This window comes from Azospirillum thermophilum, assembly GCF_003130795.1.
Taxonomy (GTDB): domain Bacteria; phylum Pseudomonadota; class Alphaproteobacteria; order Azospirillales; family Azospirillaceae; genus Azospirillum; species Azospirillum thermophilum.
In genome coordinates, this window is record NZ_CP029353.1 from 1,546,028 (window position 1) to 1,572,510 (window position 26,483).

Below are 26,483 nucleotides of genomic sequence, written 5' to 3' on the forward strand. Positions count from 1 at the left end.
GGCCTCTATGCCAAAGGAATAAAGGCGCTGTGGCAGAGTGCGCGCCGGCGCAGCTTTTTCGCAACCGCAAAAAAATCCCGATACTTCCCTGTCGGCATATGCGCTTCGGTGGTACGGTTGTGGAACCGGCGCCGGACAGGGGGTGCCGCGCATCGACGTCATCGGCCACAAGCGGGGTAATCAATGGCGATCCACGTTGCGCTCAACCACAGGACCATCTACCGCTACGACCGGCCGGTGTCGCTCGGCCCCCAGATCGTCCGGCTGCGGCCGGCGCCGCACTGCCGGACACCGATCCTCAGCTATTCCCTGCGCGTGACGCCGAAGCTGCACTTCCTGAACTGGCAGCAGGATCCCCAGTCGAACTACCAGGCCCGCTTCGTCTTCCCCGAGAAGACGCGGGAATTCGTCGTGGAGGTCGACCTCGTCGCCGAGATCGCGGCGATCAACCCCTTCGACTTCTTCCTGGAGGAGAAGGCCACCCACTGCCCCTTCCCCTATGAGGAGTGGCTGGAGCGCGAGCTGCGCCCCTATCTGGAAACGGAGGAGCCGGGGCCGCTGCTGGCCGCCTACCTGAAGACGATCCCGCGCGACCGCGTGCCGACGATCGACTTCCTGGTGGCGATCAACCAGCGCCTGCAGCAGGAGATCGGCTACGTCATCCGGCTGGAGCCGGGCATCCAGAGCTGCGAGGAGACGCTGGACAAGCGCACCGGCTCCTGCCGCGATTCGGCATGGCTGCTGGTGCAGATCCTGCGGCACATGGGACTGGCCGCGCGCTTCGTGTCCGGCTACCTGATCCAGCTCACCGCCGACCAGAAGGCGCTGGACGGCCCGTCGGGACCTGAGGCCGACTTCACCGACCTGCATGCCTGGACGGAGGTCTTCCTGCCCGGCGCCGGCTGGGTCGGGCTCGACCCCACCTCCGGCCTGCTGGCCGGCGAGGGGCACATCCCGCTGGCCTGCACGCCCGACGCCTCCTCCGCCGCGCCCATCTCGGGGCTGGTGGACGAGTGCGAGGTGGAGTTCGGGCACGAGATGTCGGTGACCCGCATCTATGAGGCGCCCCGCGTCACCAAGCCCTACACGCCGCAGCAATGGTCGGAGATCGAGGCGCTTGGCCACCGCATCGACGAGGAACTGAAGGCCGGCGACGTCCGGCTGACCATGGGCGGCGAGCCGACCTTCGTCTCCATCGACGACATGGACGGGGCGGAGTGGAACACCGCCGCCCTCGGCCCCGCCAAGCGCAGGCTGGCAGCCGACCTCGTCCACCGGCTGACGAACCGCTTCGCGCCCGGCGGCCTGCTGCATTTCGGCCAGGGCAAATGGTATCCCGGCGAATCGCTGCCGCGCTGGGCGATGACGGTCTACTGGCGGCGCGACGGCGAGGCGATCTGGGCCAACCACGATTTGCTGGCCCGCGAGGACACCGACTACGGCCACACCGCCCAGGACGCCGGGCTGTTCCTGGTGACGCTGGCGAAGCGGCTGGGCATCGACCCGGCCCTGGTGCTGGCCGCCTATGAGGATCCCTGGCATTACCTGCGCAAGGAATCGCAGCTTCCCGTCAACGTCGATCCGCTGAACAGCAGGCTGGAGGACAAGGAGGAGCGCGAGCGGCTGACCCGCGTCTTCACCCGCGGCCTGAACGAGCCGGTCGGCTTCGCCATGCCGATCAACCGGCGGATGACCCAGCAGGGGCCGGTCTGGCTGTCGAGCAGCTGGCCGCTGCGGCAGGAGAAGCTGCTGCTGATCCCCGGCGACAGCCCGGTCGGCTACCGGCTGCCGCTGGGCTCGCTGCCCTGGGTGGCGCCGCAGGACTACCCCTTTGCCTGGGAGACCGATCCCTTCGAGGAACGCTCCCCCCTGCCCCCGCATCCGCTGCAGATGCACCGCCGGCCGCAGGCCGCCGCCGTCGAGGCCGACCGCGGCGTGCATCGCGACAAGCGCCTCGCCCAGCTCCAGCGCGCGATGGCGGAGGTGCGGACGGAGCTGCCGGAGGAGGGCAAGTCAGCCTGGTGGATCGTCCGCACCGCCCTGACCTGCGAGGCGCGCGACGGCCGGCTGCATGTCTTCATGCCGCCGATGAACACGCTGGAGGACTATCTCGCCATGCTGGCGGAGATCGAGGCCACGGCGCTGGAACTCGACATGCCCGTGGTGATCGAGGGCTACCAGCCGCCGAAGGACCCGCGCCTCAACTCGCTGGCCGTCACCCCCGACCCCGGGGTGATCGAGGTGAACATCCATCCGTCCCATGGCTGGGACGAGCTGGTGCGCAACACCACCGGGCTCTATGAGGACGCGCGGCAGTCCCGGCTCGGCGCCGAGAAGTTCATGATCGACGGGCGCCACTGCGGCACCGGCGGCGGCAACCATGTGGTGATGGGCGGCGCCACCGCGGCGGACAGCCCGTTCCTGCGGCGGCCCGACCTGCTGCGCAGCCTGATCACCTACTGGCAGAACCACCCGTCGCTGTCCTACGCCTTCTCCGGCCTGTTCGTCGGACCGACCAGCCAGGCGCCGCGCGTCGACGAGGCGCGCGACGACCAGCTCTACGAGCTGGAGATCGCCTTCAACCAGATCGACCGCGCGGCGGCCGGCGGCGACTGCCCGCCCTGGCTGGTCGACCGGGTGCTGCGCAACCTGCTGGTCGACGTGCAGGGCAACACCCACCGGGCGGAGTTCTGCATCGACAAGCTCTATTCGCCCGACAGCTCCAGCGGGCGGCTCGGTCTCGTCGAGTTCCGCGCCTTCGAGATGCCGCCGCACGCCGAGATGAGCCTGACCCAGCAGCTCCTGATGCGGGCGCTGGTCGCGCGCTTCTGGAAGACGCCGTACAAGGGACGGCTGGTGCGCTGGGGCACGGAGCTGCACGACCGCTTCATGCTGCCCTTCTTCGTCGAGCAGGACCTCGCCGACGTGCTGGCGGAGCTGCGCGACCACGGTTATCCGCTGCAGGACAAGTGGTTCGCGCCGCACATGAACTTCCGCTTCCCGGTCTACGGGCATGTCCAGCAGCGCGGCATGACCATGGAGCTTCGCATGGCGCTGGAGCCCTGGCACGTGCTGGGCGAGGAACCGGGCGGCGGCGGCACCGTGCGCTATGTCGACAGCTCGGTGGAGCGGGTGCAGGTGCGCGTCACCGGGCTGACCGATGCCCGCTACGTCGTCACCTGCAACGGCCGGCGCGTGCCGCTGATCCCCACCGGGACGGAGGGCGAGTTCGTCGCCGGGGTGCGGTACCGGGCGTGGCAGCCGCCGTCCTGCCTGCACCCGACCATCCCCGTCCACACGCCGCTGGTCTTCGACATCCTCGACGGCTGGGCCGGGCGGTCGATCGGCGGCTGCACCTACCACGTCATGCATCCGGGCGGCCGGAACTACGAGACCTTCCCGGTCAACGCCAACGAGGCGGAGGGGCGGCGCCTTGCCCGCTTCTTCCCCTTCGGCCACACGCCGGGGCCGGTCGACATGCCGGCGGAGGAGCGCAACCCGCAGTTCCCGATGACGCTGGACCTGCGGCGGGGCTGAGTCGCGGCGGGCGGAGCGGCCGGATCCCCGCTCCGCCCCACCCGTGCCGGGCCTGGAGCGGGAACAGCACGGCACAACCCACACCTGTGCATGCTGGCGGGAGAAATCTTCCCGCCCTACGACAATTGGCCTACAGCTCTTTCGATTATCCCGGATACCTTTTCCCGCAATAGGGGAGCCACCCTATCCAGAAGGGGAATGGACCGGGATGACGAGGATCCATCTTGCCGCCGCGGCACTGCTGCTGAACGCCTGCGCCGACCAGCCGCCGGCGCCGCCGCGCACCACCACGCTGAAGCCGTTGACCGAGATCGGCGGCATCTGGTACCTGGACCAGAACTGGGACCAGGACGCCCGCCAGTGGTACTATAATACCACGCAGGGCTCGCAGATCATGCCCTACGACTGGTTCATGGCGCTGGTCGATCCCGCCACCGGCAAGCCCTTCGTCGAGAGCGTGACGACGCGCTTCGGCTATCTGGCGGGCAGCCCCGGCAAGTGGAACCCCGACCGCCTGCCGGTCGGCTTCGCCCAGGACAAGGATGCCGACGGGTCGGCCTGGATCGGCATGACCTGCGCCGCCTGCCATACCGGCGACGTGCGCATCAACGGCAGGACGATCCGCGTCGACGGCGCCGTCACCACCGGCGACCTCTACGCCTTCATCGACGGGCTGAGCAAGGCGGTCCACGCCACCGCGACGGACGAGGCGCGGTTCGCCGCCTTCGCCGAGCGCGTGCTCGGCCCCAATGCGCCGGTCGGCAAGCGCATCTCGCTGGCGGCCAAGCTGAAGAGCTTCGACAAGAGCTTCGCCGCGTTCGTCGCGGCCAGCACGCCGGACACCCCCTGGGGACCGATGCGCACCGACGCCTTCGGCATGATCTTCAACCGCGTCTCGGCGATCGACCTCAATCTGCCGAAGAACAACCGGGCGCCCAATGCGCCGGTCAGCTATCCCTACCTGTGGGATGCGGCGCACCAGCCGAAGGTGCAGTGGAACGGGCTGCTGGACAACAAGACCGCCTTCGACGCGCTGGGCCGCAACGCCGGCGAGGTGCTGGGCGTGTTCGGCAAGATCACGCTGAAGCCGCCGGCGGACGCCGCCCATTACTACTACTCCTCCACCGTCCGCGGCCGGAACCTGGTGGCGATGGAGAACCAGCTCCGCGCCCTGCGCTCGCCGCTGTGGCCGGAGCAGGTGGCCGGCCGCATCGACCCGATCAAGGCCGCCGCCGGCGAGGAGATCTACACGCGGACCTGCGGGAGCTGCCACGCCGTCCTGCCGCGGGAGAAGGGCTATGACACGGCGCCGATCACCATGGTGCCGCTGTTCAACTGGCCGAAGCCGAAGGATCCGCAGGCCGTCCTGGCCGCCTACATGACGATGTGCGCGGCCGGCGTCGATGCCGCGGTGGCCAAGGGGCTGGTGTCGGTCAACTACGCCGCCGATCCGAAGATGGCGCTGGACGCCGTCTGCCGGAAGGTCGACACCGGCGTCATCGCCGGCGTCGCCATGCCGCCGAAGCTGCTGGGCGGCGCCCCGCTCGACAATCCGGATCTCGCGGCGAACCTGCTGTCGAACGCCGTCATCGGCGCGATCTTCGGCGACATCGCCCGCGAGCCCGGCCTGATCGAGGATCTGCTGCTGGGCGACAAGGCCCCGCCGCCCTGGAAGGGCGCGCCGGAGGGTGGATGGACCGCCGCGTCCGCCAAATCGGGCAAGTATGCCAAGCCGGTCTTCGACACCACGCCGCTGGTGAAGAAGGGGGCTGCGATGACCGACGATCACCGCAAGCTGCTGAGCGTCCTCGCCAGGCAGAAGGGCGGCGAGGTCCAGGCCGTCAGCCCGGAGGCGACCGCCGAGGCCGCCGCCGACACCACCGCCAAGCTGGCCGAGACGGTGATGTCGCTGCTCGCCTACAAGGCGCGCCCGCTGGACGGCGTGTGGGCGACCGCCCCTTACATGCACAACGGCTCGGTCCCCAACCTCTATGAGATGCTGCTGCCGCCGGAGAAGCGGTCGGTCAGCTTCCGGATGGGAACCACGGCGATCGACCCGGTGAAGGTCGGCGTCGACACCGCGGCGCAGGACAACAGCTTCGTCTTCGACACGACCAAGCCGGGCAACCGCAACACCGGCCACGACTTCGGCAAGGACCTGTCGGACGAGCAGCGCTGGCAGCTCATCGAGTATGTGAAGTCGCTGTAAGGGCCTGACGCCTCGACAGCGGCCGGCAGGCTTCGGGCGCGGGCACCCCCGCGCCCGTCTGCTTTCCGGAGCACGGCGGAGGGACGGCCGGGGGACGGCCGGCATCTGGCGGCCGGGATCGCCGGGGGGCGGGACCTGCCGCCGCAGCCGCCGTCCTTGCATCGCCGCCGCGGGACGTTCACAGTGCAAACAACCACATGGCCTAACGACCGTCCGACGAGACCTTGACCGAGACCGCCCCCCCTTTCCCCGAAACGGCTCCCCTGATGGGACCTCAGCCGGTGCCGTTCGGCCAGGGATCGCTGTTCGGCGAGGCGGACGCCATCGGCTATGGCAGCGGTCCGGTCTATGACGAGATGGTCACCGGCCAGGGCCGGCTGCGGCCGCACTGGCAGACCTTCATGGGGACGCTCGGTCCGCTCGACCCCGACCTGATGGCGGTCCGCTGGGAAGAGGCGCGGCGCCTGCTGCACCAGAACGGCGTCACCTACAACATCTACGGCGATCCCAAGGGGATGGAGCGGCCATGGCCGCTCGACATGATGCCGCTGCTGCTGCAGGCGCACGAGTGGAAGGCCATCGAATCGGGGCTGATCCAGCGCGCGACGCTGCTGAACGCCATCCTGACCGACCTGTACGGCCCGCAGACGCTGACCCGCTTCGGCCGGCTGCCCCATGCGGTGATCCATGCCGATCCGGGCTTCCGCCGGGCGGTGCACGGCATCCGGGTGCCCAACGACATCCACCTGCATTTCTACGCCGCCGACCTCGCCCGGGCGCCCGACGGGCGCTGGTGGGTGCTGTCCGACCGCACCCAGGCGCCGAGCGGCAGCGGCTATGCCCTGGAAAACCGGGCGGTGATGGCGAAGGTGCTGCCCGACAGCCTGCGCCACTGCCAGGTGGAGCGGCTGGCCCCCTTCTTCGAGACCTTCAAGGACACGCTGCTGTCGCTTGCCCCGCGGCGGGACCGGCCGCGCGTCGTCCTGCTGACCCCCGGCCCCTACAACGAGACCTATTTCGAGCATGTCTACCTCGCCCGCTACCTCGGCATCACGCTGGTGGAGGGGGCCGACCTGACGGTGCGCGACCGGCAGGTGTTCCTGAAGACCCTGTCGGGGCTGGAGCCGGTGGACGTCATCCTGCGCCGGCTGGACGCCGACTTCGCCGACCCGCTGGAACTGCGGGCCGACAGCTCGCTGGGCGTCGCCGGGCTGATCGAGGCGGTGCGCGCCGGCACGGTGGTGGTGGCGAACGCGCTCGGCTCCGGCCTGCTGGAGTCGATGGCGATGAAGTCGTCGCTGCCGACGCTGTGCCGCCACCTGCTGGGCGAGGAGCTGCGGCTGCCCGGCGTGGCGAGCTGGTGGTGCGGCAACGACGCCGAACGGGCCTACGTCATCGACCATCTCGACGGGCTGGTGGTCAAGCCGGCCTTCCCGTCCCTGTCCTTCGAGCCGATCTTCGGCTCCGCCCTCTCCGCCGCCGAGCGCGCCGGGCTGGTGGAGCGCATCCGGCAGCGCCCCTGGTATTATGTGGCGCAGGAGCAGATGGCCCTGTCGACCGCCCCGGTCTGGCACGAGGGCAGGCTGCAGCCGCGGCCTCTGGTGCTGCGCGTCTTCGTCTGCGCCACGCCCAACGGCGGCTATGCGGTGATGCCCGGCGGGCTGACCCGCGTTTCGACCGAGGCGGGACGGCTGGTCGTCTCGATGCAGAGCGGCGGCGGCAGCAAGGACACCTGGATCCTCTCCCCCCGCCGCAGCGATTCCGGTGCCGCCCAGCCCCGGCCGGCGACGGCGGAGCTTGCCCCGGTGATCGCCCGGCCGGCCGCCAACGACCTGCCGAGCCGGGTCGCCGACGGGCTGTTCTGGATGGGCCGCTATGCCGAACGGTCGGAGGGAGCGGTGCGGCTGCTGCGCGCCACCCAGACCCGCCTGACGGAAGGCGACCTGCCCGGCGCCATGGCCCAGCTCCGCCCGCTGCTGCAACTGCTGGCCTGGGAAGGCATGGTGCCGCAGGAGCTGTCGCAGGCGCCGGAACGGACCGGAACGCGGGCCCTGCGCAACGCGCTCTATGCCGCCGTCACCGACCCGGACCATCCGAACAGCCTGCGCACCCAGGTGATGCGGCTGCACCGCACGGCCTACACGGTGCGCGACCGCCTGTCGCTCGACATGTGGCGGGTCATCACGACGATCGACCGGCAGAGCCTGCCGCCGCGCCACCGGCTCGATTCCGCCGAACTGCTGCTGCGGATGGACGACATCATGACGAGCCTGGCGGCCATCGCCGGGCTGATGCAGGAAAGCATGACGCGCGGCCCCGGCTGGCGCTTCCTCGACATCGGGCGGCGGATCGAGCGGGCGCTGCACATCGTCGGGGTGATGCGCGGAACGCAGGTCGCCGACCTCGACCGCCGGGACGAGGCGATGCAGTCCGCAGGGCTCGCCGTGCTGCTGGAACTGGGCGAGAGCGTGATGACCTATCGCGCCCGCTACCTGACCAGCGTGCAGCGCACCCCGGTCCTGGAACTGCTGCTGGCCGACGAGACCAACCCGCGGGCGCTGGCCTTCCAGCTCGCCGCGCTGGAGCGCCACATCGGCCAGCTTCCCGGCCGCGGCTCCGGCAGCGCCGCCGACCCGACCGGCGGTGCCCTGCCCATCGTCACCTCCGCCCGCGCCTCGCTGCGCAAGGCCGAGGCGCTGCGCTCCAGCGAGGCGCTGCATGCGCTGCTGGACTCGCTGGCGACCAGCCTGCCCGACGTCTCCAACTTCCTGGCCCACGCCTATTTCAGCCATGCCTTCGCCAGATCAGCCTGAGGCGGTGGACGCCCCGACCTATCTGCCCGGTCTGGCGCCGCCGGCCGTGCGCTACCGCGTGCGCCACGTCACGGCCTACGATTATGGCGAGGAGGTGCCGATCTCCCACCATCTGCTGCACCTGACGGCGCGCGCCCACCCGCGCCAACGCGTCCGGCGCAGCACGCTGACCATCGACCCGGTGCCGGCGGTGCGCAGCGACCGGACCGACTATTTCGGCAACACGGTCACCTATGTCGCGGTGCAGGAGCCGCATCGCACCTTCACCATCACCGCCGACAGCGAGGTGGAGGTCTTCCTGCTGCCGCAGCCCGATCCGTCGGCCTCGCCGCCTTGGGAGCAGGTGCGCGACAGCCTGCGGGCGCTGCCCGGTCCGGACGACGGCGCCGAGATCGGCCAGTATGCCTTCGACAGCGCGCTGGTCTCGGCCAGCCCGGAGCTGCTCGCCTACGCCTGCATCTCCTTCACCGCCGGCCGGCCGGTGGCGGAGGCGGCGGTCGACCTGATGCGCCGCATCAACGCCGAATTCACCTTCGACCCCAGCGCCACCACCGTCGCGACGCCGCTGGCCGAGGTGATGAAGCACCATCGCGGCGTCTGCCAGGACTTCGCCCAGATCGTGATCGGCTGCGCGAGGTCCGTCGGGCTGCCGGCCCGCTATGTCTCCGGCTATCTGCGCACCCTGCCGCCGCCGGGACAGCCGCGCCGGATCGGCGCCGACGTCAGCCATGCCTGGGCGTCGGTGTGGTGCGGACCGCAGGGCTGGCTGGACCTCTGCCCGACCAACAACCTGGTGGTGAACCAGGATTTCGTCACCATAGCCTGGGGCCGCGATTACGACGACGTCAGCCCGGCCCGCGGGGTGCTGATGGGCGGGGCCGGACACGGCCTGTCGGTCAGCGTGGATGTGGAGCCGCTGTCGGGCGCCTGACCACCCGCCCGGGAGGCGCCAGACGAAGGGCGTCAGGTGGTGAGCGGCAGGCCGAGCATCCGCTGGAGCGTGTTGAGGATCACCACCGGGCTGACCGGCTTGCGCAGGACCTCCAGCGGCTTCCAGCGGTCCTGCATCAGGTCGTTGTCGCCGGTCTCGGGCGTCAGGTAGCCGGTCATCACCACCACGGGAAGCCGGGTGTCGAGCGCCCGCACCTCGCGGATCAGGGTCTGGCCGTCCTTGCGCGGCATGCGCAGGTCGGTGACCAGCGCGTCGGCCCGGTCCTGCAGCAGCCGCTCCATCGCTTCCTGCCCGTCATAGGCGACGGTCACCCGGAAGCCCTTGTAGGACAGGAAGTCCTCAAGGGCCATGGCGGCCAGCGCCTCGTCCTCGGCAACAAGGATGTGCGGCAGGTCAGGCATGGGCCAACTCCTGGTCGTAGGACAAGCGGGACTGGACGGGGAGCGTCACGGTGAAGCGCGCCCCGCGCCGCCCGCTGCCATACTCCAGGTTGGACGCCTCGATGCGGCCGTGCATGGTCTCCACGATGCCGTAGCCCACGGAGAGGCCGAGGCCGGTTCCCTTGCCGACATCCTTGGTCGTGAAGAAGGGATCGAAGATGTGCGGCATGATCGCCGGGTCGATGCCGCCGCCATCGTCGACGACGGAGATGGTCACGGTGCCGCGGGCGAAATCCTCCCGCATCGCCACTTCGATGCGGCCGGCCTCGTGGCCGGTGACGCGCCGCTCGACGATCGCGTCCCGGGCGTTGGACAGCAGGTTGAGGACGAGTTGCTCCAGATAGAGCGGCCGCCCCTGCACCTCGCTGTCGCCGTCGGCGTCGACCGTCACGGCAATGTCCTCCGCCGCGAACTGGTTGGCGACGAGCGCGACGGCATGGCGCACGCTGTCGCTCGGGCGGAACTGCCGCGCGCCACCGCCGTCGTGGCGACCGAAGGTGCGGACATTGTCGATCAGCTTGCCCACCCGCTCGGTCTGCTCGCCGATCAGGGTCAGGACATGGTCGATGCGGTTGGTATCGACCTGACCGTCGCGCACGCGGGCCAGCAGGTTGTCCGCCCACATGCGGATGACGTTCAGCGGCTGGCTCATCTCGTGGGCGAGGCCGGCGGCCAGCGTGCCGAGCGTCACCAGCTTGGAGGTCTGGATCATGTCCTCCTGGAAGCGCTTGCGCTCGGTGATGTCGCGGGAGCTGCCGAGGATCTGGATGATCCGCCCCTCCGGATCATGGACCGGGACGAGCACGGTGTGATAGGTGCGCCGCCCGACCGGCAGCTCGTGCGTCTCTTCATAGTCGAGCGTCCGGTCGAGGGCGCAGCATTCGAGGTAGCGGGCGAGCACGGCGCGGGCGACCTCAGGCTCCAGGGCCTCCTCCACCGGACGGCCGCAGACCTGCTCGGGGTCCAGGCCGGTGAGGCGGACATGGGCGGGATTCAGCGCGTCGAACACGAACCGGCCGTCCGGCCGGACCGAGACGATGAACAGCGCCTCCGTCATGTTGTTGAAGAAGCCGGCGTAGCGCAGCTCGGCAAGGCGGCGGATCTCCACCTCGCGCTGCAGGGCGGCGTTGGTCTCGGCCATCTGGCGCGGGCTCGGCAGGGCGAGCAGCCGCGGCATCAGCAGCCAGAGCGTCACGGCGGTGAGCAGCGAGGCGATGGCGGTGATCGCCTTGATCACCCCCTCCGTCACATAGTCGGCGTTCCACAGCGTCCAGACGCTGAAGAAGTGGGTGGTGCCGCAGGCCAGGATGAAGACGGCGAACAGCAGCGCCAGCCAGCCGAAGGCGACGTCGCGGCGGCGATGCACGAAGTAGAGCAGCGTGACCGGGATGGAGTAGTAGGACAGGCCGATCAGCACGTCGGACGAGACATGCAGAGCGAGGATCTCCGGCTGCCAGAGCAGACACACCCCGTGCGGGACGAATCCGCTGGCATCCAGAAGCGTTTCAATCCCAGTCGCCATGCTTACCCTTGCCCTCTCCGGACCGCCCCGTCACACCGCTCCCGCGAAACAACTGCCGCCGTCGCGCGACGAAACCCCGCCGGCCATCAATCGAAGCTTGTCGCCCATGCCCGGCAAGTCAAGTTGGCTTTCAGCAGGACTCTGTGCCGAAAGCAATAGAATGCGCAGGAGCCGCCGGACCGCCAAAATAACGCCTGCTGAAGACCATGACGGCGAAGGAAAGGGGGAATAACCGGCCCCCACTCTCCCCCGCCGCACGCCTCATACCGCAGTATGCACCTTGCGGTTCTGTTCCCGGGTCTTGAGGAACCGCAGAGCCGGATAGTCTTCCTGTGCCCGGTTGAGATGCCAGGCGTTGCGCGCCAGGAAGACCAGCGCGCCGTCATGATCCTCCGCCAGCGCGGACCGGTTGAGGTCGATGAACTTCTCGAGCTGGACCTTGTCGTCGGTCTCCACCCAGCGGGCGGCGTCGAGACCGGCCCCTTCGAACCGGGCGGCGATGCCGTATTCCGCCTCGATGCGGGCGGCCAGCACCTCGAACTGGAGCTGGCCGACGACGCCGACCACCCAGTCGGCTCCGGTCAGCGGCTTGAAGACCTGGGATGCCCCCTCCTCCGCGAAATGCTCCAGCGCCTTGCGCAGGTGCTTCACGCGCATCGGGTCGTCGGGGCGCACGCGCTGCAGCAGTTCCGGCGCGAAGCTCGGCACGCCGGTGAAGCGCAGCTCCTCCCCCTCGGTCAGCGTATCGCCGATGCGCAGCGTCCCGTGGTTGGGGATGCCCATGATGTCGCCGGGCCAGGCCTCCTCCGCCAGCTCGCGGTCGCGGGCGAGGAACAGCACGGCGTTGTTCACCGCCATCGTCTTGCCGGAGCGGATGTGCTTCAGCTTGGCCCCGCGCTTGTACTTGCCGGAGCAGATGCGCACGAAGGCGATGCGGTCGCGGTGGTTGGGATCCATGTTGGCCTGGACCTTGAAGACGAAGCCGGTCAGCTTCTCCTCGTCCGGCTCGACGGTGCGCGGCTCGGCCGGCTGGGGCCGCGGCGACGGCGCGCTCTCCGCCAGCCCGCGCAGCAGCTCGCGCACACCGAAGTTGTTGATCGCCGAGCCGAAATAGATCGGCGTCAGGTGGCCGGCGCGATAGGATTCCAGGTCGAAGGGCGGCATCAGGCCGCGCGCCATCTCCACATCCTCGCGCAGCTTGGCGACGGCATGGGCCGGCAGCAGCTCGTCCAGCTTCGGATCGTCGAGACCCTGGCACTCGATGCCCGCGTCGACCTCGTCGCCCTTGGTGCGGTCCATCAGGATCAGGCGGTCGCGGATCAGGTCGTAGCAGCCGAGGAAGTCGCGGCCCATGCCGATCGGCCAGCTCGCCGGGGTGACCTCCAGCGCCAGCGTGCTCTCGATCTCCGAGATCAGGTCGAAGGGATCGCGGGCCTCGCGGTCCATCTTGTTGCAGAAGGTCATGATCGGCACGTCGCGCAGACGGCAGACCTCGAACAGCTTCAGCGTCTGGCTCTCGATACCCTTGGCGCCGTCGATGACCATCACGGCGGAATCGACCGCGGTCAGCGTGCGGTAGGTGTCCTCCGAGAAGTCCTCGTGGCCCGGCGTGTCCAGCAGGTTGAAGGTGCGGCCGTCATAGTCGAAGGTCATCACCGATGCGGTGACGGAGATGCCGCGCTCGCGCTCCACCTTCATCCAATCGGACTTGGCGCGGCGCTGCTCGCCGCGCGCCTTCACGGCGCCGGCCATCTGGATGGCACCGCCGAACAGAAGCAGCTTTTCGGTGAGGGTGGTCTTGCCGGCGTCGGGGTGCGCGATGATCGCGAAGGTTCGACGCCGGGAAACAGCGTCCTGAAGCTCGGACATCCGCGAATCCCGTACCTGATGCGAAAGACGGAGAAAAGGGCCGGGAGCGGCATCCGCCCCGCGGCCCTGTTCATTCAGCCGTATAGATAACAGTGCCGGGCACCGGGTTAAAGAGCCGAAGAGCCTTCCGGCGCCCGTCGCACAACAAGATTCAGAGAGCCAGCTCGGCGATCTGCACCGCGTTCAGCGCCGCGCCCTTCAGGAGCTGGTCGCCGCAGACGAACAGGTCGAGGCCGTGGTCGCCGAAGATCAGGCTGCTGCGGATGCGGCCGACCTCGACGTCGAACTGGCCGGTGGCGTTCAGCGGCATCGGATAGACGCCGTTGGCCGGATCGTCCGTCACCGTCACGCCCGGCGCGTCCGCCAGCACCGCACGGGCGGCGTCCGGCGTGACCGGCTGGATCGTCTCGATCGTGATCGCCTCGGAATGGGCGCGGTAGGTCGGGATGCGGACGGCGGTGCAGCTCACCGGCAGGTCCGGGACCTCCATGATCTTCCGCGTCTCCCAGGTGACCTTCATCTCCTCCTTCGTGTAGCCGTTCTCCTGGAAGGCGTCGATCTGGGGGATCAGGTTGAAGGGGATCGGATGGCGGAAGACGCTGTTGGTGACCGGCTTGCCGTCGAGCTGGTTGCGCGTCTGCTCCTCCAGCTCCGCCATGCCCTCGGCACCGGCGCCGCTGGTCGCCTGGTAGGTGGAGACGATGACGCGCTTCAGGCCGAAGGCCTTGTGCAGCGGGCCGAGCGCCACGACGGCGATGGCCGTGGTGCAGTTGGGGTTGGCGATCAGCCGGCTGCCCGCGGCGTAGGCCTGGCGGAAGACGTGCGCGTTGATCTCCGGCACGATCAGCGGGATGTCGGCGTCGTAGCGGAAGGCCGACGAGTTGTCGATGACCAGCGCCCCGCCCTCGGCCAGCGCCGGGGCGTGCTGCTTGGCGAAATCGCCCGACACCGCCAGCAGAACCACGTCATAGCCCTTCACCACCGCCGGATCGAAGGCCTGCAGGGTCAGCGCGCCGTAGGGGGTCTCCATCACCTTGCCGGCGCTGCGCTCGGACGCGAACAGGCCGAGCTCGGCGACCGGGAAGTTGCGGCGGTGGAGAACGCTGACCATCTCGCGGCCGACGGCGCCGGTGGCACCGACGATGGCGACGCGGCGGGGGGAGGCGGCGGGGTTGCTGGGTTGGCTGCTCATCGGGAGTTCCGTCCTGTTCCTGGTGTTTCCGGTGCGGATCGCGGCCCCCGAAAACAACGAAGGCCCCGTCCGGATCCGGCGGGGCCTCGTGGTGGGTGAAACGCTGGTTCGACCGATCAGCACACGCCACAAGACGGCCCGCCGAGGCGAGTCGCTTTTTTGGTAGTGGTCGTGGTGGTGGTCATGCGGATCATGGGTGAGTACTTATCCGAACGGTTCGGCCTTGTAAAGCGCAAGCTTCTCTCGAAAGGGCGGCCGGCCCGGATTTCCCGGAACACGGCCGCCATGATCGCGGATCAGCGGAACCCCTCGCCGCCGTCGTCGACCGCGCGCACCGGCTTCACCTCCCAGATCTCCTGGGCATACTCGTTGACCGTACGGTCGGAGGAGAACCAGCCCATGTTCGCGGTGTTCAGGATCGCCTTGCGCGTCCATTCCTCCGGATCGCGGTACAGCTCCATCGCCGCCTCCTGCGCCCGGCAGTAGTCGGCGAAGTCCGCCGTCACCAGGAAATGGTCGCCGCCATCGGTCAGCGCCTGCAGGATCGGATGGTAGCGGTTGGGATCCTCGGGCGAGAAGACGCCGGTGGAGATCATGTCCAGCGCCCGCTTCAGGCTGGGGTTGGACGCGATCACCTCGCGCGGGTTGAAGCCGCCGCCGGCCTTCAGGTCGGCGACCTCCTCGGCGGTCAGGCCGAAGATGAAGATGTTGTCGGAACCGACATGCTCGCGGATTTCGACGTTGGCGCCGTCGAGCGTCCCGATGGTCAGGGCGCCGTTCAGCGCCAGCTTCATGTTGCCGGTGCCCGAGGCCTCCAGGCCGGCGGTCGAGATCTGCTCCGACAGGTCGGCGGCCGGCATGATGATCTCCGCCGCCGTGACGTTGTAGTTCGGCAGATAGACGATCTTCAGGTTGTCGTGCACCGCCGGGTCGTGGTTCACCACCTTGGCCACGTCGTTGATCAGTTTGATGATCAGCTTGGCCATGTGGTAGGACGGCGCCGCCTTGCCGGCGAAGATCTTGGTGACCGGCACCCAGGAGACCATGGGGTTGTCGCGCATCTCGTTGTAGAGCGCCACCGCATGCAGCAGATTCAGGAGCTGGCGCTTGTACTCGTGCATGCGCTTGACCTGCACGTCGAAGATGCTGTCCACCTGCACCTCGACGCCGGTCTGGCGGGCGATGTAGGCGGCGAGCCGCTTCTTGTTCTTGCGCTTGGCCCGGCGGAACTCCTCGCGGAACACCACGTCGTCCGCCTTCTCCACCAGGGAGGTGAGCTGGCCGAGGTCATGGATCCAGCCGTCGCCGATCCGGCTGGTGATCAGTTCGGACAGGGCGGGGTTGGCCTGCTTCAGCCAGCGGCGCGGGGTGATGCCGTTGGTCTTGTTGGTGATGCGGTCGGGGAATTCCTGGTGGAAGTCGGCGAAGACCGTCTGCTTCATCAGGTCGGTGTGCAGCGCCGAGACGCCGTTGACCTTGTGCGAGCCGAGGAAGGCCAGGTTGCCCATGCGCACGCGGCGGTCGCCGCGCTCGTCGATCAGCGACAGCCGGGCCAGCCGGGCGTTGTCGCCGGCCGCCCGCGCCTTGGAGCGGTTCAGGAAGCGGGCGTTGATCTCGTAGATGATCTGCATGTGCCGCGGCAGGACGCGCTCCACCATCCGCACCGGCCAGGCTTCCAGGGCCTCCGGCAGCAGGGTGTGGTTGGTGTAGGCGAAGGTGGCGCGGGTAATGTCCCAGGCGCGGTCCCAGCGCACCGCATGCTGGTCGACCAGCAGGCGCATCATCTCGGCGATGCCGATGGCCGGGTGGGTGTCGTTGAGCTGGATCGCCGCCTTCGACGGCAGATCGTCGAAGTTGTTGTGGTGCTGCAGGAAGCGCCGCAGGATGTCCTGCAGCGAGGCGGAGGTGAAGAAATACTCCTGCTTGAAGCGGAGTTCCTTGCCCGTCTCCGTCGCGTCGTTCGGGTAGAGGACGCGGCTCAGATTCTCGGACAGCACCTTCTGCTCGACCGCCTTCATGTAGGCGCCGTCGTTGAAGTGGCCGAAGTTGAAGTCGCGCGTCGCCCGCGCCGACCACAGGCGCAGCGTGTTGATCGTCTCGCCGCTGTAGCCGACCACCGGCGTGTCGTAGGCCATCGCCAGCACGCGCTCGGCATCCACCCAGCGGTAGGCCTTCTCGCCGACGCTGTCGCGGAACTCCTCGACGCGGCCGTAGAACTGCACGGGATACAGCACCTCCGGCCGCGGGAACTCCCACGGGTTGCCGAACTGCAGCCACTGCTCCGGATACTCGACCTGCCAGCCATGCTCGAAGCGCTGCTCGAACAGGCCGAATTCGTAGCGGATGCCGTAGCCGTAGCCGGGCAGGGCCTGCGTCGCCATGCTGTCGAGGAAGCAGGCGGCGAGGCGGCCGAGGCCGCCGTTGCCCAGCGCCGCGTCGGGCTCGGCATCGATCACCTCGTCCATCGACAGGCCCAGCCGGTCGAGCGCCTGCCGGCACTCCTCCATGATCCCCAGGTTGGACAGGCTGTTGGTCAGCAGCCGGCCGATCAGGAATTCCAGGGACAGGTAATAGACCCGCTTGGCGTCCTCCTGGTAATAGCGGCGGGTGGTGTCCATCCAGCGGTCGACCAGACGGTCGCGCACCGACAGGGCCACGGTGTGGAACCAGTCGCGCCGCGTCGCCGCCCGGGCATCCTTGCCGACCGAGTAGACCAACCACTCCAGGAACGACCGTTTCAGGCCATCGACGTCGAGACTGCGGCGTTCGATTTCACGGGTCTTGTACCGAGCGTCCATGTCCAAGCTTTCTTCGTTGAAGGACCGGTTGGGGCGGTCTTGCGCCAGTATAACGGGCCGGCGCCGCGTTGCTAACGGCGGGAGTGTCCGGCCTGTTGGTTAAGTAACCCTTTCCGAGTCGGGGGATAGGACCGTTTCCTCTCTGCTCAAAGGAAGTAAGATGGTCAGGGTTTCCGTTCTTCAACAGGCCGCCCTGCCTCAGGCTCCCTCTTTCATTGCCCGGATACGCCAGTGGAATCCACCCCTCCGATCGTACGGCCCGCCCGGCTGACCGACCTGCCGGCCCTGCTGGAGGTGGAGCGCCGCTGCTTCGCCACCGACCGGCTGGACCGGCGCAATTTCCGCTACACGCTGACCCATGCCAAGGCCCTCTGCCTGGCCGGGGAGGTGGATGGGCAGGTCGCGGGCTATGCCATCGTCGCGTTCCATGCCGGAACGACCATTGCCCGGCTGACGTCGCTGGGCGTCAACCCGGACCGGCGCCGCTGCGGCCTCGGGCTTCGCCTGCTGCACGCCGCGGAGGATGCCGCGGTCCGCCGCGGCTGCCGGTCGATGCGCCTGGAGGTGCGTCGCGACAACACCACCGCCATTGCCCTATATATAAGGTGCGGCTACCGGCTGTTCGCCAGCTACCTGGATTATTACGAAGACGGCACGGACGCGCTGCGCCTGGAGAAGCGCTTCCCCGTCGCTGTCGTCTCCTGACCTCCCGGTTGCGGCCATTGCCCGCCGCCGAGCCGCGCCGGTTGCGCCGATGCCACAGTGGGAAGGCGAAATCGGCGCGTGCCGCGCCCCCAGCATTTTCCCGGCGGTTTTTCTGGAGCGTGACACGGAAGTCGCATTTCATCGTTCCGCCTGGGGAACAACCCATCTGGCCCCGCGTTTAGAATGCAACGCACCACGAACGGGAGCACCTCCGGAAGCAGCAAGGCGCTTTCGGATCCGCTCTTTCGGAGACCGATGGGGAGTCCGATGACGACAGTCCGTTCCGAAGACCCCGAGGGGCTGGCCGCCTTCTCGTAGCGGCGGCCGACAAGACCGAAGCCAATTCCGACGACAGCAGTGATCTCCGGTGAACCGGTGCGCCCCAGCGTGCGCCGGACGGGGATCCGCCGTCTCCGTCAGGGGCGCCGCAGGACCGGCAGCCCCGCCGACAAAAGAATTCCGGAGGAAGGACAATCATGGCGTACTCGTTCGAAGCCGAACTGATCCGCTGCATGCCGAACCTGCAGCGCTACGCCTGCAAACTGACCCGCGACGCCAGCGCGGCCGAAGACCTGACCCAGGACTGCCTTGCCCGTGCCCTTTCCCGGCAGCATCGTTTCGAACCCGGTACGAATATGCAGGCTTGGTTGACCACCATGCTGAAGAACCTGCATTTCAACAACCTGCAGCGCGACAAGCATGTCACCAAGGTGGAACTGTGGGACGGCGCGATGTCGGTCGAGGCCTCGCAGATCGCCCGGCTGGTCTTCCGCGACGTCGACCGCGCCTTCTCCGCCCTGACCCCGAGCCAGCGCAAGGTCGTGAAGCTGGTCGCCATCGAAGGCCGCCCCTATCAGGAGGCGGCGGAGAAGCTGAACGTGTCGATCGGCACCATCCGCTCCCGCCTGTGCCGCGCCCGCGAGCGGCTGAACACCCTGATGGCCGCCTGAGTCCCCGGCCGGGGCGGCTCCTCCCGGCCCTGCGCCGGAAAGAGCCGCCGCCCGTATCAGCCCGCCGAGATCAGCCGTTCACCACCGAGCCGCCGTTGGGGTGCAGCACCTGCCCGGTCATGTAGGACGAATCGTCCGACGCCAGGAAGACGTAGCAGGTCGCCACCTCCTCCGGCTGGCCGGCGCGCTTCATCGGCACGTCGCTGCCGAAGGATTCCACCTTGTCCTCCGGGAAGGTCGAGGGAATCAGCGGCGTCCAGATCGGCCCCGGCGCCACCGCGTTGACCCGGATGCCGCGCTCCGCCAGCGCCTGCGACAGCGAGCGGGTGAAGGCGACGATGGCGCCCTTGGTCGAGGAATAGTCGAGCAGCATCGGGCTGCCCTTGTAGGCGGTGACCGAGGTCGTGTTGATGATGCTGCCGCCTTCGGTCATGTGCGGCAGGGCGGCCTTCACCAGGAAGAACTGGCTGAAGATGTTCGTGCGGAAGGTCCGCTCGAGCTGCTCCGCCGTGATGTCCCCGATCGATTTCTGGGGATGCTGCTCGGCGGCGTTGTTGATGAGGATGTCGATGCGGCCATGCTCCTCGATCATCTTCGCGACGGCGCGGCGGCAGGTCTCCTCGTCGCCGATGTCGCCGCGGATGAGGGAGCAGGGCTGTCCCTCCCCGCCGACCAGGCGGCGGGTTTCCTCGGCGTCTTCATCCTCGTTCAGGTAGACGATGCCGACCTTGGCCCCTCGCGGGCGAACAGCACCGCGATGGACCGGCCGATCCCGCTGTCGCCGCCGGTGATCAGCGCGACCTTGTCGAGCAGCTTGCCGGTGCCGCGATAGCCGGGCTTGGTTTCCGCCGGCTGCGGCGTCATCGGCTCCTGATGGCCCGGACGGCTGTCCTGGTGCTGGGGCGGCTGGCGCCCTTCCTGCTGAGACATGGCAACTCTCCGTTCGTGGTGGCCCCGAGGAGAGCGTCCCCGGAACTTGCGTTGCCGCCGGACAACAGGCGTGGATCACGGCCGTTCCGAGGGGCAGGCCACTGGAACAACCCCCGGACCCGCTGTTACTTTCCGCGAGCGAGACCAACAAGGCGAAGAGAGGGGGACGATCATGCGAACAGGGGGCCTACGACCGGGTAGGAGACGGTCGGAAGGGCGAATTGTGACGGTCATGCGGATGTACCGTTACCGAACGGCTTGGCGATCGGCGGCGCGTTCCCCATAAGAAGAGGTAAGGCGACGCAGCCGCCGGTTCCCGGCCCTGGATTTCACGCCGGATGTGTCACGGATTGTTACTCGTCCCTGGGCCTCAACCCCGGCGACGCTCCGGGATCGAAGAAGATGAAGCGTGTGACGATGGATCATATCAACGCATACTTGGACGGCGCCCTCGACGATGCGGAACGCCAGGAGCTGGAACATGCTCTGGCGACCGATGCCGAGGCCAAGGCCCTGCTGGCGCTTCACCGCCAGCATGTCGAGGAGTTGCACCGCCTCTACGACCCGATCCTGGAAGAGGACGTGCCGAGCCGCATGCTGGACCTGCTGCGCAAGCGCAGCAACTGATCCCCCCGGACAAGGCCGCCCGGACAAAAGGCGGAGCAGGCCGCCACCGCCGGCCGCGCGGCCGGCGCCACAGGGCCGCCCCAGCCAAATAGGTATCTGCAAAGACAATGTTTGCGACGCATCGAGCAGGCGACCGGACGAGCAGGCCGGCCGCCTTTCTTCTTGCCCGGACGCAGCGGCCGCGTGGCTGCCGCACGTGGTTGTCGCTGGGCGGACTGCCTGGATTGCGCTATTGGGTCAGGACGGGATCGCCGACGCGGCCCGACCCGCCCGGCTTTGACTTGATGGAGCATCATGGCTCACCGGCGCAGCGAACCGCGCATCATTCTGGGACCGGTCCTGTATCTGCGGGGCGAACAGGGCGACCGCTGGCGCCTGTCCGCCCTGTTTGTTCTGGATGGCGAGACGGAACCGGACGATCTGCGGGTGGACGGCGTCACCCTGCCCGTTCCGCCACGCCACGTCACGCAATGGCATCAGCGGCACGTCTGGCGCTTCGATTTCGCGATTCCCCGCGGGGCCCAGGACACCGAGGCGACCTATGGCTTCCCCGACGGCCCATCCTGGCGCCTGATCGTTCCGGCTCGCACCCCGCTATTGCGCTTTGCCTACATTTACGGGTCCGCAACGTCTGACATCCCTGGCGGGCGCGAGTCCGGCACAGCAGCCGTTTCGACGTGGCGAACGCTGCTGCAGCGCCATCAGGTCGAGAAGTTCCACGCCCTGCTGCAGGGCGGCGGACAGATGGCGGGCGACCGGCTGCTGGACGACTGTCCGGAGCTTGCCGCATGGCGCGCCGAATCGGCCCGCTCGCGCGCCGCGGCCCCCCTGTCGGCCGGCCTTGCCGAGGCGGTGGTGTCCTTCTACTTCGACTCCTACCTGCGGGAATGGTCGCGGCCGGAGGTGGCGGAGGTGCTGGCCCGTGTCCCGTCCGTCATGATGTGGGGACCGCCGGACGGCGCCCCGGACCTTGCCAGCGATCCGCAGTCCAAGGTCGTTCGCTCCGTTCTGATGGCAGCGCGCCGGCACTTCACGCTGTTCCAGCTCGGCGCGGTGGCGGAGGCGATGCCGGACAGCGTCTGGGGCTCCGCCCGCGCCACCTTCACTCAAGGGCACCTGCTGGGCGATGTCGGTCTGCTGGCGCTCGACCTGCGCAGCGAGCGGACGAGCACGCGGGTGATGTCGGACCGGGTCTGGTCTCTGCTGCCCGGCTGGCTGGAGCGGTTCGCCGAGGCCCGCCACCTGATCCTGCTGTCCGACACGCCGCTGCTGTTCCCGTCCACCGCCAGGCTGGAGACCCTGGCCGCCGCCCTGCCCGACCGGCTGGCCGACGCCGCGGCGCTGCGCGACCTGTGGCGCAGCCGCGGCCATGCCGAGGAATGGAAGCGGCTGATCGGGCTGCTGTCCGGCTTTTCCCGCCGCACCGGCTGCCGCATCACGATGCTGTCCGGCGCCGTGGGACTCGGCGGGCGCAGCCTGCTGCGCGGCGACGGGGTGGAGATGTGGCAGGTGATGGCTCCCTTCGCCGGACGCACGCCGCCGTCGCCCTGGGTGGCGCGGGGGCTGGAGCATCTGGCGGCCCGGCGGGAGCAGCCGCTGCCGGGGTTCCAGCTCGAAACGCCCGGCTTCACGGACGGCGGACGCCGGCTGCTCGACGGGCGCGGCTGGGTGTCCCTGGTCTTCGACGGCAAGGGTCAGCTTCAGGCCCGCTGGACCGTCCAGGACGACAGCCGCACCTACGCCCAGGCGATCTGAGGCCCCGGGTTCAGCGCTCCAGCACGAAGAGCAGCCCGGGCACTCCCACGCCCTTCTCGCGCCGCGGCGTGCAGGGCTCCGTCATCAGGACGCGCAGGCCTGCGGATTGCGCCGCCGTCCGGATATAGGATTCGGAATGGGCATAGCGGCGCGCCGGACCGAGAGCGAACGCCTCCGCCCCCTCCAGACGCTCGACCGTCGCGGCGAAGCGGCCGCCGGCAGCGAGATGGCCGGCCGCCGCACGGAAGAGCGGGGCGAGATCGCCGATATAGACCAGCACATCCGCTGCGACCAGCAGGTCCCACGGCGCGTCCGAGGACTCCAGCGCCGCAACGACGTCCCCGACCTCCAGCGAATCGTAGAGGCGCCGGTCGCGCGCCTTGTCGACCATCCGGGGGGACAGGTCGACGCCGGCGAGATGGCCGGCAAGCGGCCGGAAGGCGACGCCGGCCAGCCCGGTGCCGCAGCCGAGATCGAACACCCGCAACCCGCCGCGCGGCCCGCCGAGCCTGTCGACGGCATCCCGCAGCAAGTCCGGCGCGGCATAGCCGAGCTTGCCGACCAGATCCCGGTCGAATCGGTCGGCGTAGCGGTCGAACAGGGCCCGCACATAGGCGGCGGACAGGTCCGCCCCCTCGCCGGCCTCCAGCGCGGCGATCAGAGCTGCACCACCATGCCCGTCGTCCGGATCGAGCTCTCGGGCACGGCGCAGCGCGGCAAGGGCCTTGTCCGGCTCCCGCAGCGCCACCCAGGCCTCGCCGATGCGATGCTGCAGACGGGCATCGTCCGGATGGCGCCGGGCAAGCGGTTGGAGCAGTTCGGCCGCCGCCAGGGCATCGCCTTCGGCGATCAGCAGGGCGCCGAGGGCAAGCGCAGCCCCGACGTCGTCCGGCCGCAGCGCGACGGCCTCCCGGTACTCGCCAAGCGCCTCGCCGGCCCGTCCCGCCGCCGCCAGCGCCCGGGCATGGCCAAGACGAACCACCGCGGCATCCGGCCGCTCGGCAGCCAGGAGAGCGAACCGCTCGACCGCCTCCCCCGCCCGCCCGCCGCGCAGAAGCGCCTCGGCATGGCCGGTCCGCCAGTGCCAGGAGCCGGGATCGAGCAGAACGGCGTGTTGAAAGGCTGAAATCGCTTCGGGGGTACCACCGGGCTGCCCGGCCAGCGTCTCGCCCAGCGCCGCCCAGGCCTCGCCACCAGCGGGATCCAGCAGGACGGCGCAGCGGAACGCCGCGGACGCGCCGGCCGGATCGCCGGCGTAAAGGCGGTCATAGCCGCGGGCAAAGCAATCGTCGATGGATGGAAGCACGCTTACCGGTCCCCAATGGAGCATCCGGCCCGGTCAACCGGGTTCGGAAAGGGGCGCAGTTTATTGCCTGACCCCGGGCGTCCGCGCAAGGGGGGTGCGAAAATCCTTTCGGCGTGTGATTCGAGCGACACGCCGCCGCACCCGGCATTTTGGCACCTGCGAAGGCAGCTTTCGTCCAACTGGCTGCACCCTTGGTAATAGACCCACCCGAATCAAAGGGTTAAGCCCAGGCTTCCGAGGTATACGCCCTTCTTCCGCAGATGCGCTGTGACCTTCGACGGACGTTCGGTGTGGTATTACCAGGGCGCAATTGGGTTGACGATGGAGCAATTTTTTGAAAATGTGGCCGCGGCGCCCAATCGGGAGGCGCTGAACATCTGGGTAGGAGGCGGTCGCCGTAAGCGACTCGGTGACCGGAACAACGGCCCCGCGCGGGGGGCCAAAAAAAGCCAGCCGACAGGGTTTGGCACGAACAGAGGAGGTCGGAGATGCGAGGACGAAAACAGCGCGGAGGCGTCGCCATGGCCCGCCGGATCGCACTGGGAATCGGACTCTTGATGGCCCCGCTGGCCGCCAAGCCCGCTCTGGCGCAGGATAGCTGCGTCACCGCGGCCGTCGAGGTGGAGCAGAAGCTCAACATCCCCTCCGGCCTTCTCGTCGCCATCGCGCTGGTGGAAAGCGGCCAGGACGGCGCCCCCCATCCCTTCGCGATGAGCGTCCAGGGCCGTCCCTACTACGCCCGCAACGTTTCCGACGCCGCCCGCAAGCTCCGCGACTCCCGCGGCAACCTCCGCTCCGACACCTATGTCGGCTGCATGCAGCTCTCGGTCGACTCCCATCGCGGCCAGTTCCAGCCGGTGGAGCGTATCGTCGACCCGCGCGAGAACGTCCAGTATGCCGGCAAGCTCCTCCTCCGCTTCCATGGCGAGGAAGGCAACTGGAAGACCGCGCTCGCCCGCTACAATGGCGGCTCCGTCCGCCGCGCGCAGGGCTATGTCTGCAAGATCTGGCAGCACCTGAACGAACTGAACGAGCAGAGCGCCAAGCTGCTCGCCTCGTCACGCTGCGACGACACCGATCCCGTCAGCGTGGCCCCCAAGACCCGCCGCAGCTTCCAGCGCGCCCAGGAAGTCGCCGCCATCAACTGACGTGCTCCCGCGGGTTGGGAATGGGATGCTGGCGCGGCCCGTCCTGATCGGGTAGACCAGCGCACCATGAACTATCGTCACATCTTCCACGCCGGCAATCCGGCCGACGTGATGAAGCACGCCGTCCAGGCGCTGATCCTGACCCATCTGCGGGCCAAGGAGGCGCCTTTTTGCGTGCTCGACACCCATGCGGGCATCGGCCGATATGATCTGGCGTCGGTCGAGGCGCAGAAGACGCTGGAGTTCGAGGAGGGCATCGCCTGCCTCTACGGGCGCCCGGCCCCGCATCCGGCGGTATTTCCCTATCTCGATGCCGTTGCCGCGCTGAATGGCGGCGGCGCCCTGCGCTGGTACCCCGGCTCGCCGCGAATCGCCCGTGCGTTGATGCGCCCGCAGGACCGCATGGTCCTGGCTGAACTGCATCCCGCGGATGCCGGGACGCTGAAGGAGGAGTTTGCCGGCGACCGGCAGGTGGCGGTGCACGAGACCGACGCCTGGCTGGCGCTGAAGGCCTATCTCCCGCCGAAGGAGAAGCGCGGGCTGGTCCTGGTCGATCCGCCCTTCGAGCAGCCCGACGAGTATGGCCGGATGGCCGAGGCGCTGGCGAAGGCGCACCGCCGCTGGTCCACCGGCATCTATGCGCTGTGGTATCCGATCAAGGAGCGGCCGGCGGTCTGGCGCTTCCACGACGCGATCGAGCGCGCCGCCATCCCCAAGACGCTGGTGGCCGAGCTGACCTGGCACCCGGAGGATACGCATCTGCGGCTGAACGGCTGCGGCCTCGTCATCGTCAACCCGCCTTGGAGGCTGGACGAGACGCTGCGGGAGATGCTGCCGGCCCTGCACGGCGCCCTGCCCCACAGCGGCGGCGGCGCCAAGGTGGACTGGCTGGTGCCGGAATCTGCGGAGAAGCCCGCATAAAAATATCCCCCGGCCGGCACGACCGGGGGAAAGGCCAGGATGGTCCGGTTGTCGGCCCGGAGCCGTCCGGTACCGGCCCGATCAGAATCGGGCGGTTTGCTGGGCGGCCGCGTCCGTCCGCTCCTTCAGCCGGCGCACCGCGTCGTTGGCGGACTTCGCCGACAGCTCCGACACCTTGACGCTGCGGTTCAGCAGCAGTTCGACGTTGTCCTTCACCAGATTGCTCTGCGCGACATAGAAGTCGCGGACCGACCGGCTGCGCACCAGGGCGTTGACGCCCTCGGCATTGCGGGTCGCCGCTTCCTGGGCCATGCCCATCCACTCGCGCATGATGGTCTGCCAGCCGTCCATCAGGACCGAGCCGCACTTCACCATGGCGTCGAGGTTCTGCTGCGCCTCCTTGGCGACTTCACCCTGGTTGTCGGCGGTGAAGCCCATCAGCTTCTGGAACTGCGCCGCAGCCGTGCCGGCCATCTGGTTCGCCGCGTCGACGCCCTGGCGGGTCACGCCGGCCGCGGTCTCAAGCGTGCGACGCCCGGTATCCGCCCCGGCCTGGGCCGCGGTGCGAGCGGTATCAGCCGCCTCGTCACCAATGTTGCGGGCCGATTCCGCCGCCTTGCGGGTGGTGGATTCGACGGCCTGCGCAATCTCGTCGGCTCCCGTGCGAGCCTTCGAAGCGGCCTCGCGGGTGGCCGTGGGGGTGTCCTTTTCCGTTGCCATTCTGCTTCAGCTCCTGATTGCGTTATCGCCCGGTCTGGGACGCTTCTCCCAATATTGTTGCGACGGTCAACTTTGCTGCACTGCCGCAA

The 26,483-nt window shown here is 68.8% G+C and carries 19 protein-coding genes; 10 read left to right on the plus strand and 9 right to left on the minus strand.

The genetic code is table 11. The features are described from left to right. Nucleotides 1–183: 183 nt before the first annotated feature. The 4 genes from DEW08_RS13605 (at nucleotide 184) to DEW08_RS13620 (ending at nucleotide 9,490) form a co-directional block, all read left to right on the plus strand. Complete coding sequence (locus tag DEW08_RS13605) at nucleotides 184–3,537, plus strand: transglutaminase family protein (RefSeq protein WP_109327925.1); 3,354 nt, start codon at nucleotides 184–186, stop codon at nucleotides 3,535–3,537. Between the two features lie 208 nt (nucleotides 3,538–3,745). After that, on the plus strand, nucleotides 3,746–5,746 hold the full coding sequence (locus tag DEW08_RS13610; RefSeq protein ID WP_109327927.1) for a di-heme-cytochrome C peroxidase: 2,001 nt from the start codon (nucleotides 3,746–3,748) through the stop codon (nucleotides 5,744–5,746). Nucleotides 5,747–6,012: 266 nt separating this feature from the next. Continuing rightward, nucleotides 6,013–8,559, plus strand: coding sequence for a circularly permuted type 2 ATP-grasp protein (locus tag DEW08_RS13615; protein ID WP_109327929.1), 2,547 nt, complete (start codon nucleotides 6,013–6,015; stop codon nucleotides 8,557–8,559). 4 nt (nucleotides 8,560–8,563) lie between these two features. Beyond that, nucleotides 8,564–9,490, plus strand: coding sequence for a transglutaminase family protein (locus DEW08_RS13620; protein ID WP_245986235.1), 927 nt, complete (start codon nucleotides 8,564–8,566; stop codon nucleotides 9,488–9,490). A gap of 32 nt (nucleotides 9,491–9,522) precedes the next feature. On the opposite strand, the gene DEW08_RS13625 is transcribed toward DEW08_RS13620, so the two are convergent. The 5 genes from DEW08_RS13625 to DEW08_RS13645 form a co-directional block, all read right to left on the minus strand. Continuing rightward, nucleotides 9,523–9,912 (minus strand): response regulator, encoded by a 390-nt coding sequence (locus DEW08_RS13625; RefSeq protein ID WP_109327933.1) that lies wholly within the window; start codon nucleotides 9,910–9,912, stop codon nucleotides 9,523–9,525. Beyond that, complete coding sequence (locus DEW08_RS13630; RefSeq protein WP_109327936.1) at nucleotides 9,905–11,473, minus strand: sensor histidine kinase; 1,569 nt, start codon at nucleotides 11,471–11,473, stop codon at nucleotides 9,905–9,907. Before DEW08_RS13630 ends, DEW08_RS13625 begins: the two co-directional genes overlap by 8 nt. Before the next feature lie 261 nt (nucleotides 11,474–11,734). Further along, on the minus strand, nucleotides 11,735–13,342 hold the full coding sequence (locus DEW08_RS13635; RefSeq protein WP_109327938.1) for a peptide chain release factor 3: 1,608 nt from the start codon (nucleotides 13,340–13,342) through the stop codon (nucleotides 11,735–11,737). A 151-nt stretch (nucleotides 13,343–13,493) separates the two neighbouring features. Beyond that, entirely contained in the window at nucleotides 13,494–14,534 is a 1,041-nt protein-coding gene (locus tag DEW08_RS13640) for an aspartate-semialdehyde dehydrogenase (RefSeq protein ID WP_109327940.1), read from the minus strand. A 296-nt stretch (nucleotides 14,535–14,830) separates the two neighbouring features. Further along, complete coding sequence (locus tag DEW08_RS13645) at nucleotides 14,831–17,332, minus strand: glycogen/starch/alpha-glucan phosphorylase (RefSeq protein ID WP_109327941.1); 2,502 nt, start codon at nucleotides 17,330–17,332, stop codon at nucleotides 14,831–14,833. 231 nt (nucleotides 17,333–17,563) lie between these two features. On the opposite strand from DEW08_RS13645, the gene DEW08_RS13650 reads away from it, so the two are divergent. Then, on the plus strand, nucleotides 17,564–18,037 hold the full coding sequence (locus DEW08_RS13650) for a GNAT family N-acetyltransferase (RefSeq protein WP_109327942.1): 474 nt from the start codon (nucleotides 17,564–17,566) through the stop codon (nucleotides 18,035–18,037). 476 nt (nucleotides 18,038–18,513) lie between these two features. Next, nucleotides 18,514–18,987, plus strand: a complete 474-nt coding sequence (locus tag DEW08_RS13655) for a sigma-70 family RNA polymerase sigma factor (protein ID WP_109327943.1) — start codon at nucleotides 18,514–18,516, stop codon at nucleotides 18,985–18,987. 70 nt (nucleotides 18,988–19,057) lie between these two features. On the opposite strand, the gene DEW08_RS13660 is transcribed toward DEW08_RS13655, so the two are convergent. Together DEW08_RS13660 and DEW08_RS33800 are read right to left on the minus strand one after the other, a co-directional pair. Then, a complete protein-coding gene (locus DEW08_RS13660) occupies nucleotides 19,058–19,708 on the minus strand; it encodes an SDR family oxidoreductase (protein ID WP_425429120.1) in 651 nt (216 codons plus the stop codon). Beyond that, nucleotides 19,696–19,917, minus strand: a complete 222-nt coding sequence (locus DEW08_RS33800) for a Rossmann-fold NAD(P)-binding domain-containing protein (protein ID WP_425429124.1) — start codon at nucleotides 19,915–19,917, stop codon at nucleotides 19,696–19,698. Before DEW08_RS33800 ends, DEW08_RS13660 begins: the two co-directional genes overlap by 13 nt. 402 nt (nucleotides 19,918–20,319) lie before the next feature. Between DEW08_RS33800 and DEW08_RS13665 the strand changes: the two genes are divergently transcribed. Both DEW08_RS13665 and DEW08_RS13670 read left to right on the plus strand, forming a co-directional pair. After that, nucleotides 20,320–20,544: an anti-sigma factor family protein gene (locus tag DEW08_RS13665; RefSeq protein WP_109327944.1), complete on the plus strand. Its 225-nt coding sequence runs from the start codon at nucleotides 20,320–20,322 to the stop codon at nucleotides 20,542–20,544. A 294-nt stretch (nucleotides 20,545–20,838) separates the two neighbouring features. Further along, entirely contained in the window at nucleotides 20,839–22,299 is a 1,461-nt protein-coding gene (locus DEW08_RS13670; protein WP_109327945.1) for an alkaline phosphatase D family protein, read from the plus strand. A 10-nt stretch (nucleotides 22,300–22,309) separates the two neighbouring features. On the opposite strand, the gene DEW08_RS13675 is transcribed toward DEW08_RS13670, so the two are convergent. After that, a complete protein-coding gene (locus DEW08_RS13675; RefSeq protein ID WP_245986238.1) occupies nucleotides 22,310–23,605 on the minus strand; it encodes a tetratricopeptide repeat protein in 1,296 nt (431 codons plus the stop codon). Between the two features lie 521 nt (nucleotides 23,606–24,126). Between DEW08_RS13675 and DEW08_RS13680 the strand changes: the two genes are divergently transcribed. After that, nucleotides 24,127–24,753, plus strand: coding sequence for a transglycosylase SLT domain-containing protein (locus DEW08_RS13680; RefSeq protein WP_245986241.1), 627 nt, complete (start codon nucleotides 24,127–24,129; stop codon nucleotides 24,751–24,753). A gap of 66 nt (nucleotides 24,754–24,819) precedes the next feature. Continuing rightward, a complete protein-coding gene (locus tag DEW08_RS13685) occupies nucleotides 24,820–25,674 on the plus strand; it encodes a 23S rRNA (adenine(2030)-N(6))-methyltransferase RlmJ (RefSeq protein ID WP_109327950.1) in 855 nt (284 codons plus the stop codon). A gap of 81 nt (nucleotides 25,675–25,755) precedes the next feature. Here the strand turns inward: DEW08_RS13685 and DEW08_RS13690 are convergent, their stop codons facing one another. After that, nucleotides 25,756–26,394, minus strand: coding sequence for a phasin family protein (locus DEW08_RS13690; RefSeq protein ID WP_109327952.1), 639 nt, complete (start codon nucleotides 26,392–26,394; stop codon nucleotides 25,756–25,758). Nucleotides 26,395–26,483 lie beyond the last annotated feature (89 nt).

Excerpts from the sequence above, each read along its gene's own strand:
- DEW08_RS13610 (WP_109327927.1), top strand. The coding sequence starts at position 3,746 with ATGACGAGGATCCATCTTGCCGCCGCGGCACTGCTGCTGAACGCCTGC.
- DEW08_RS13640 (WP_109327940.1), bottom strand. The coding sequence starts at position 14,534 with ATGAGCAGCCAACCCAGCAACCCCGCCGCCTCCCCCCGCCGCGTCGCC.
- DEW08_RS13615 (WP_109327929.1), top strand. The coding sequence starts at position 6,013 with ATGGGACCTCAGCCGGTGCCGTTCGGCCAGGGATCGCTGTTCGGCGAG.
- DEW08_RS13630 (WP_109327936.1), bottom strand. The coding sequence starts at position 11,473 with ATGGCGACTGGGATTGAAACGCTTCTGGATGCCAGCGGATTCGTCCCG.
- DEW08_RS13685 (WP_109327950.1), top strand. The coding sequence starts at position 24,820 with ATGAACTATCGTCACATCTTCCACGCCGGCAATCCGGCCGACGTGATG.
- DEW08_RS13605 (WP_109327925.1), top strand. The coding sequence starts at position 184 with ATGGCGATCCACGTTGCGCTCAACCACAGGACCATCTACCGCTACGAC.
- DEW08_RS13635 (WP_109327938.1), bottom strand. The coding sequence starts at position 13,342 with ATGTCCGAGCTTCAGGACGCTGTTTCCCGGCGTCGAACCTTCGCGATC.
- DEW08_RS13645 (WP_109327941.1), bottom strand. The coding sequence starts at position 17,332 with ATGGACGCTCGGTACAAGACCCGTGAAATCGAACGCCGCAGTCTCGAC.
- DEW08_RS13690 (WP_109327952.1), bottom strand. The coding sequence starts at position 26,394 with ATGGCAACGGAAAAGGACACCCCCACGGCCACCCGCGAGGCCGCTTCG.
- DEW08_RS33800 (WP_425429124.1), bottom strand. The coding sequence starts at position 19,917 with ATGTCTCAGCAGGAAGGGCGCCAGCCGCCCCAGCACCAGGACAGCCGT.
- DEW08_RS13625 (WP_109327933.1), bottom strand. The coding sequence starts at position 9,912 with ATGCCTGACCTGCCGCACATCCTTGTTGCCGAGGACGAGGCGCTGGCC.
- DEW08_RS13655 (WP_109327943.1), top strand. The coding sequence starts at position 18,514 with ATGGCGTACTCGTTCGAAGCCGAACTGATCCGCTGCATGCCGAACCTG.
- DEW08_RS13680 (WP_245986241.1), top strand. The coding sequence starts at position 24,127 with ATGGCCCGCCGGATCGCACTGGGAATCGGACTCTTGATGGCCCCGCTG.
- DEW08_RS13665 (WP_109327944.1), top strand. The coding sequence starts at position 20,320 with ATGAAGCGTGTGACGATGGATCATATCAACGCATACTTGGACGGCGCC.
- DEW08_RS13670 (WP_109327945.1), top strand. The coding sequence starts at position 20,839 with ATGGCTCACCGGCGCAGCGAACCGCGCATCATTCTGGGACCGGTCCTG.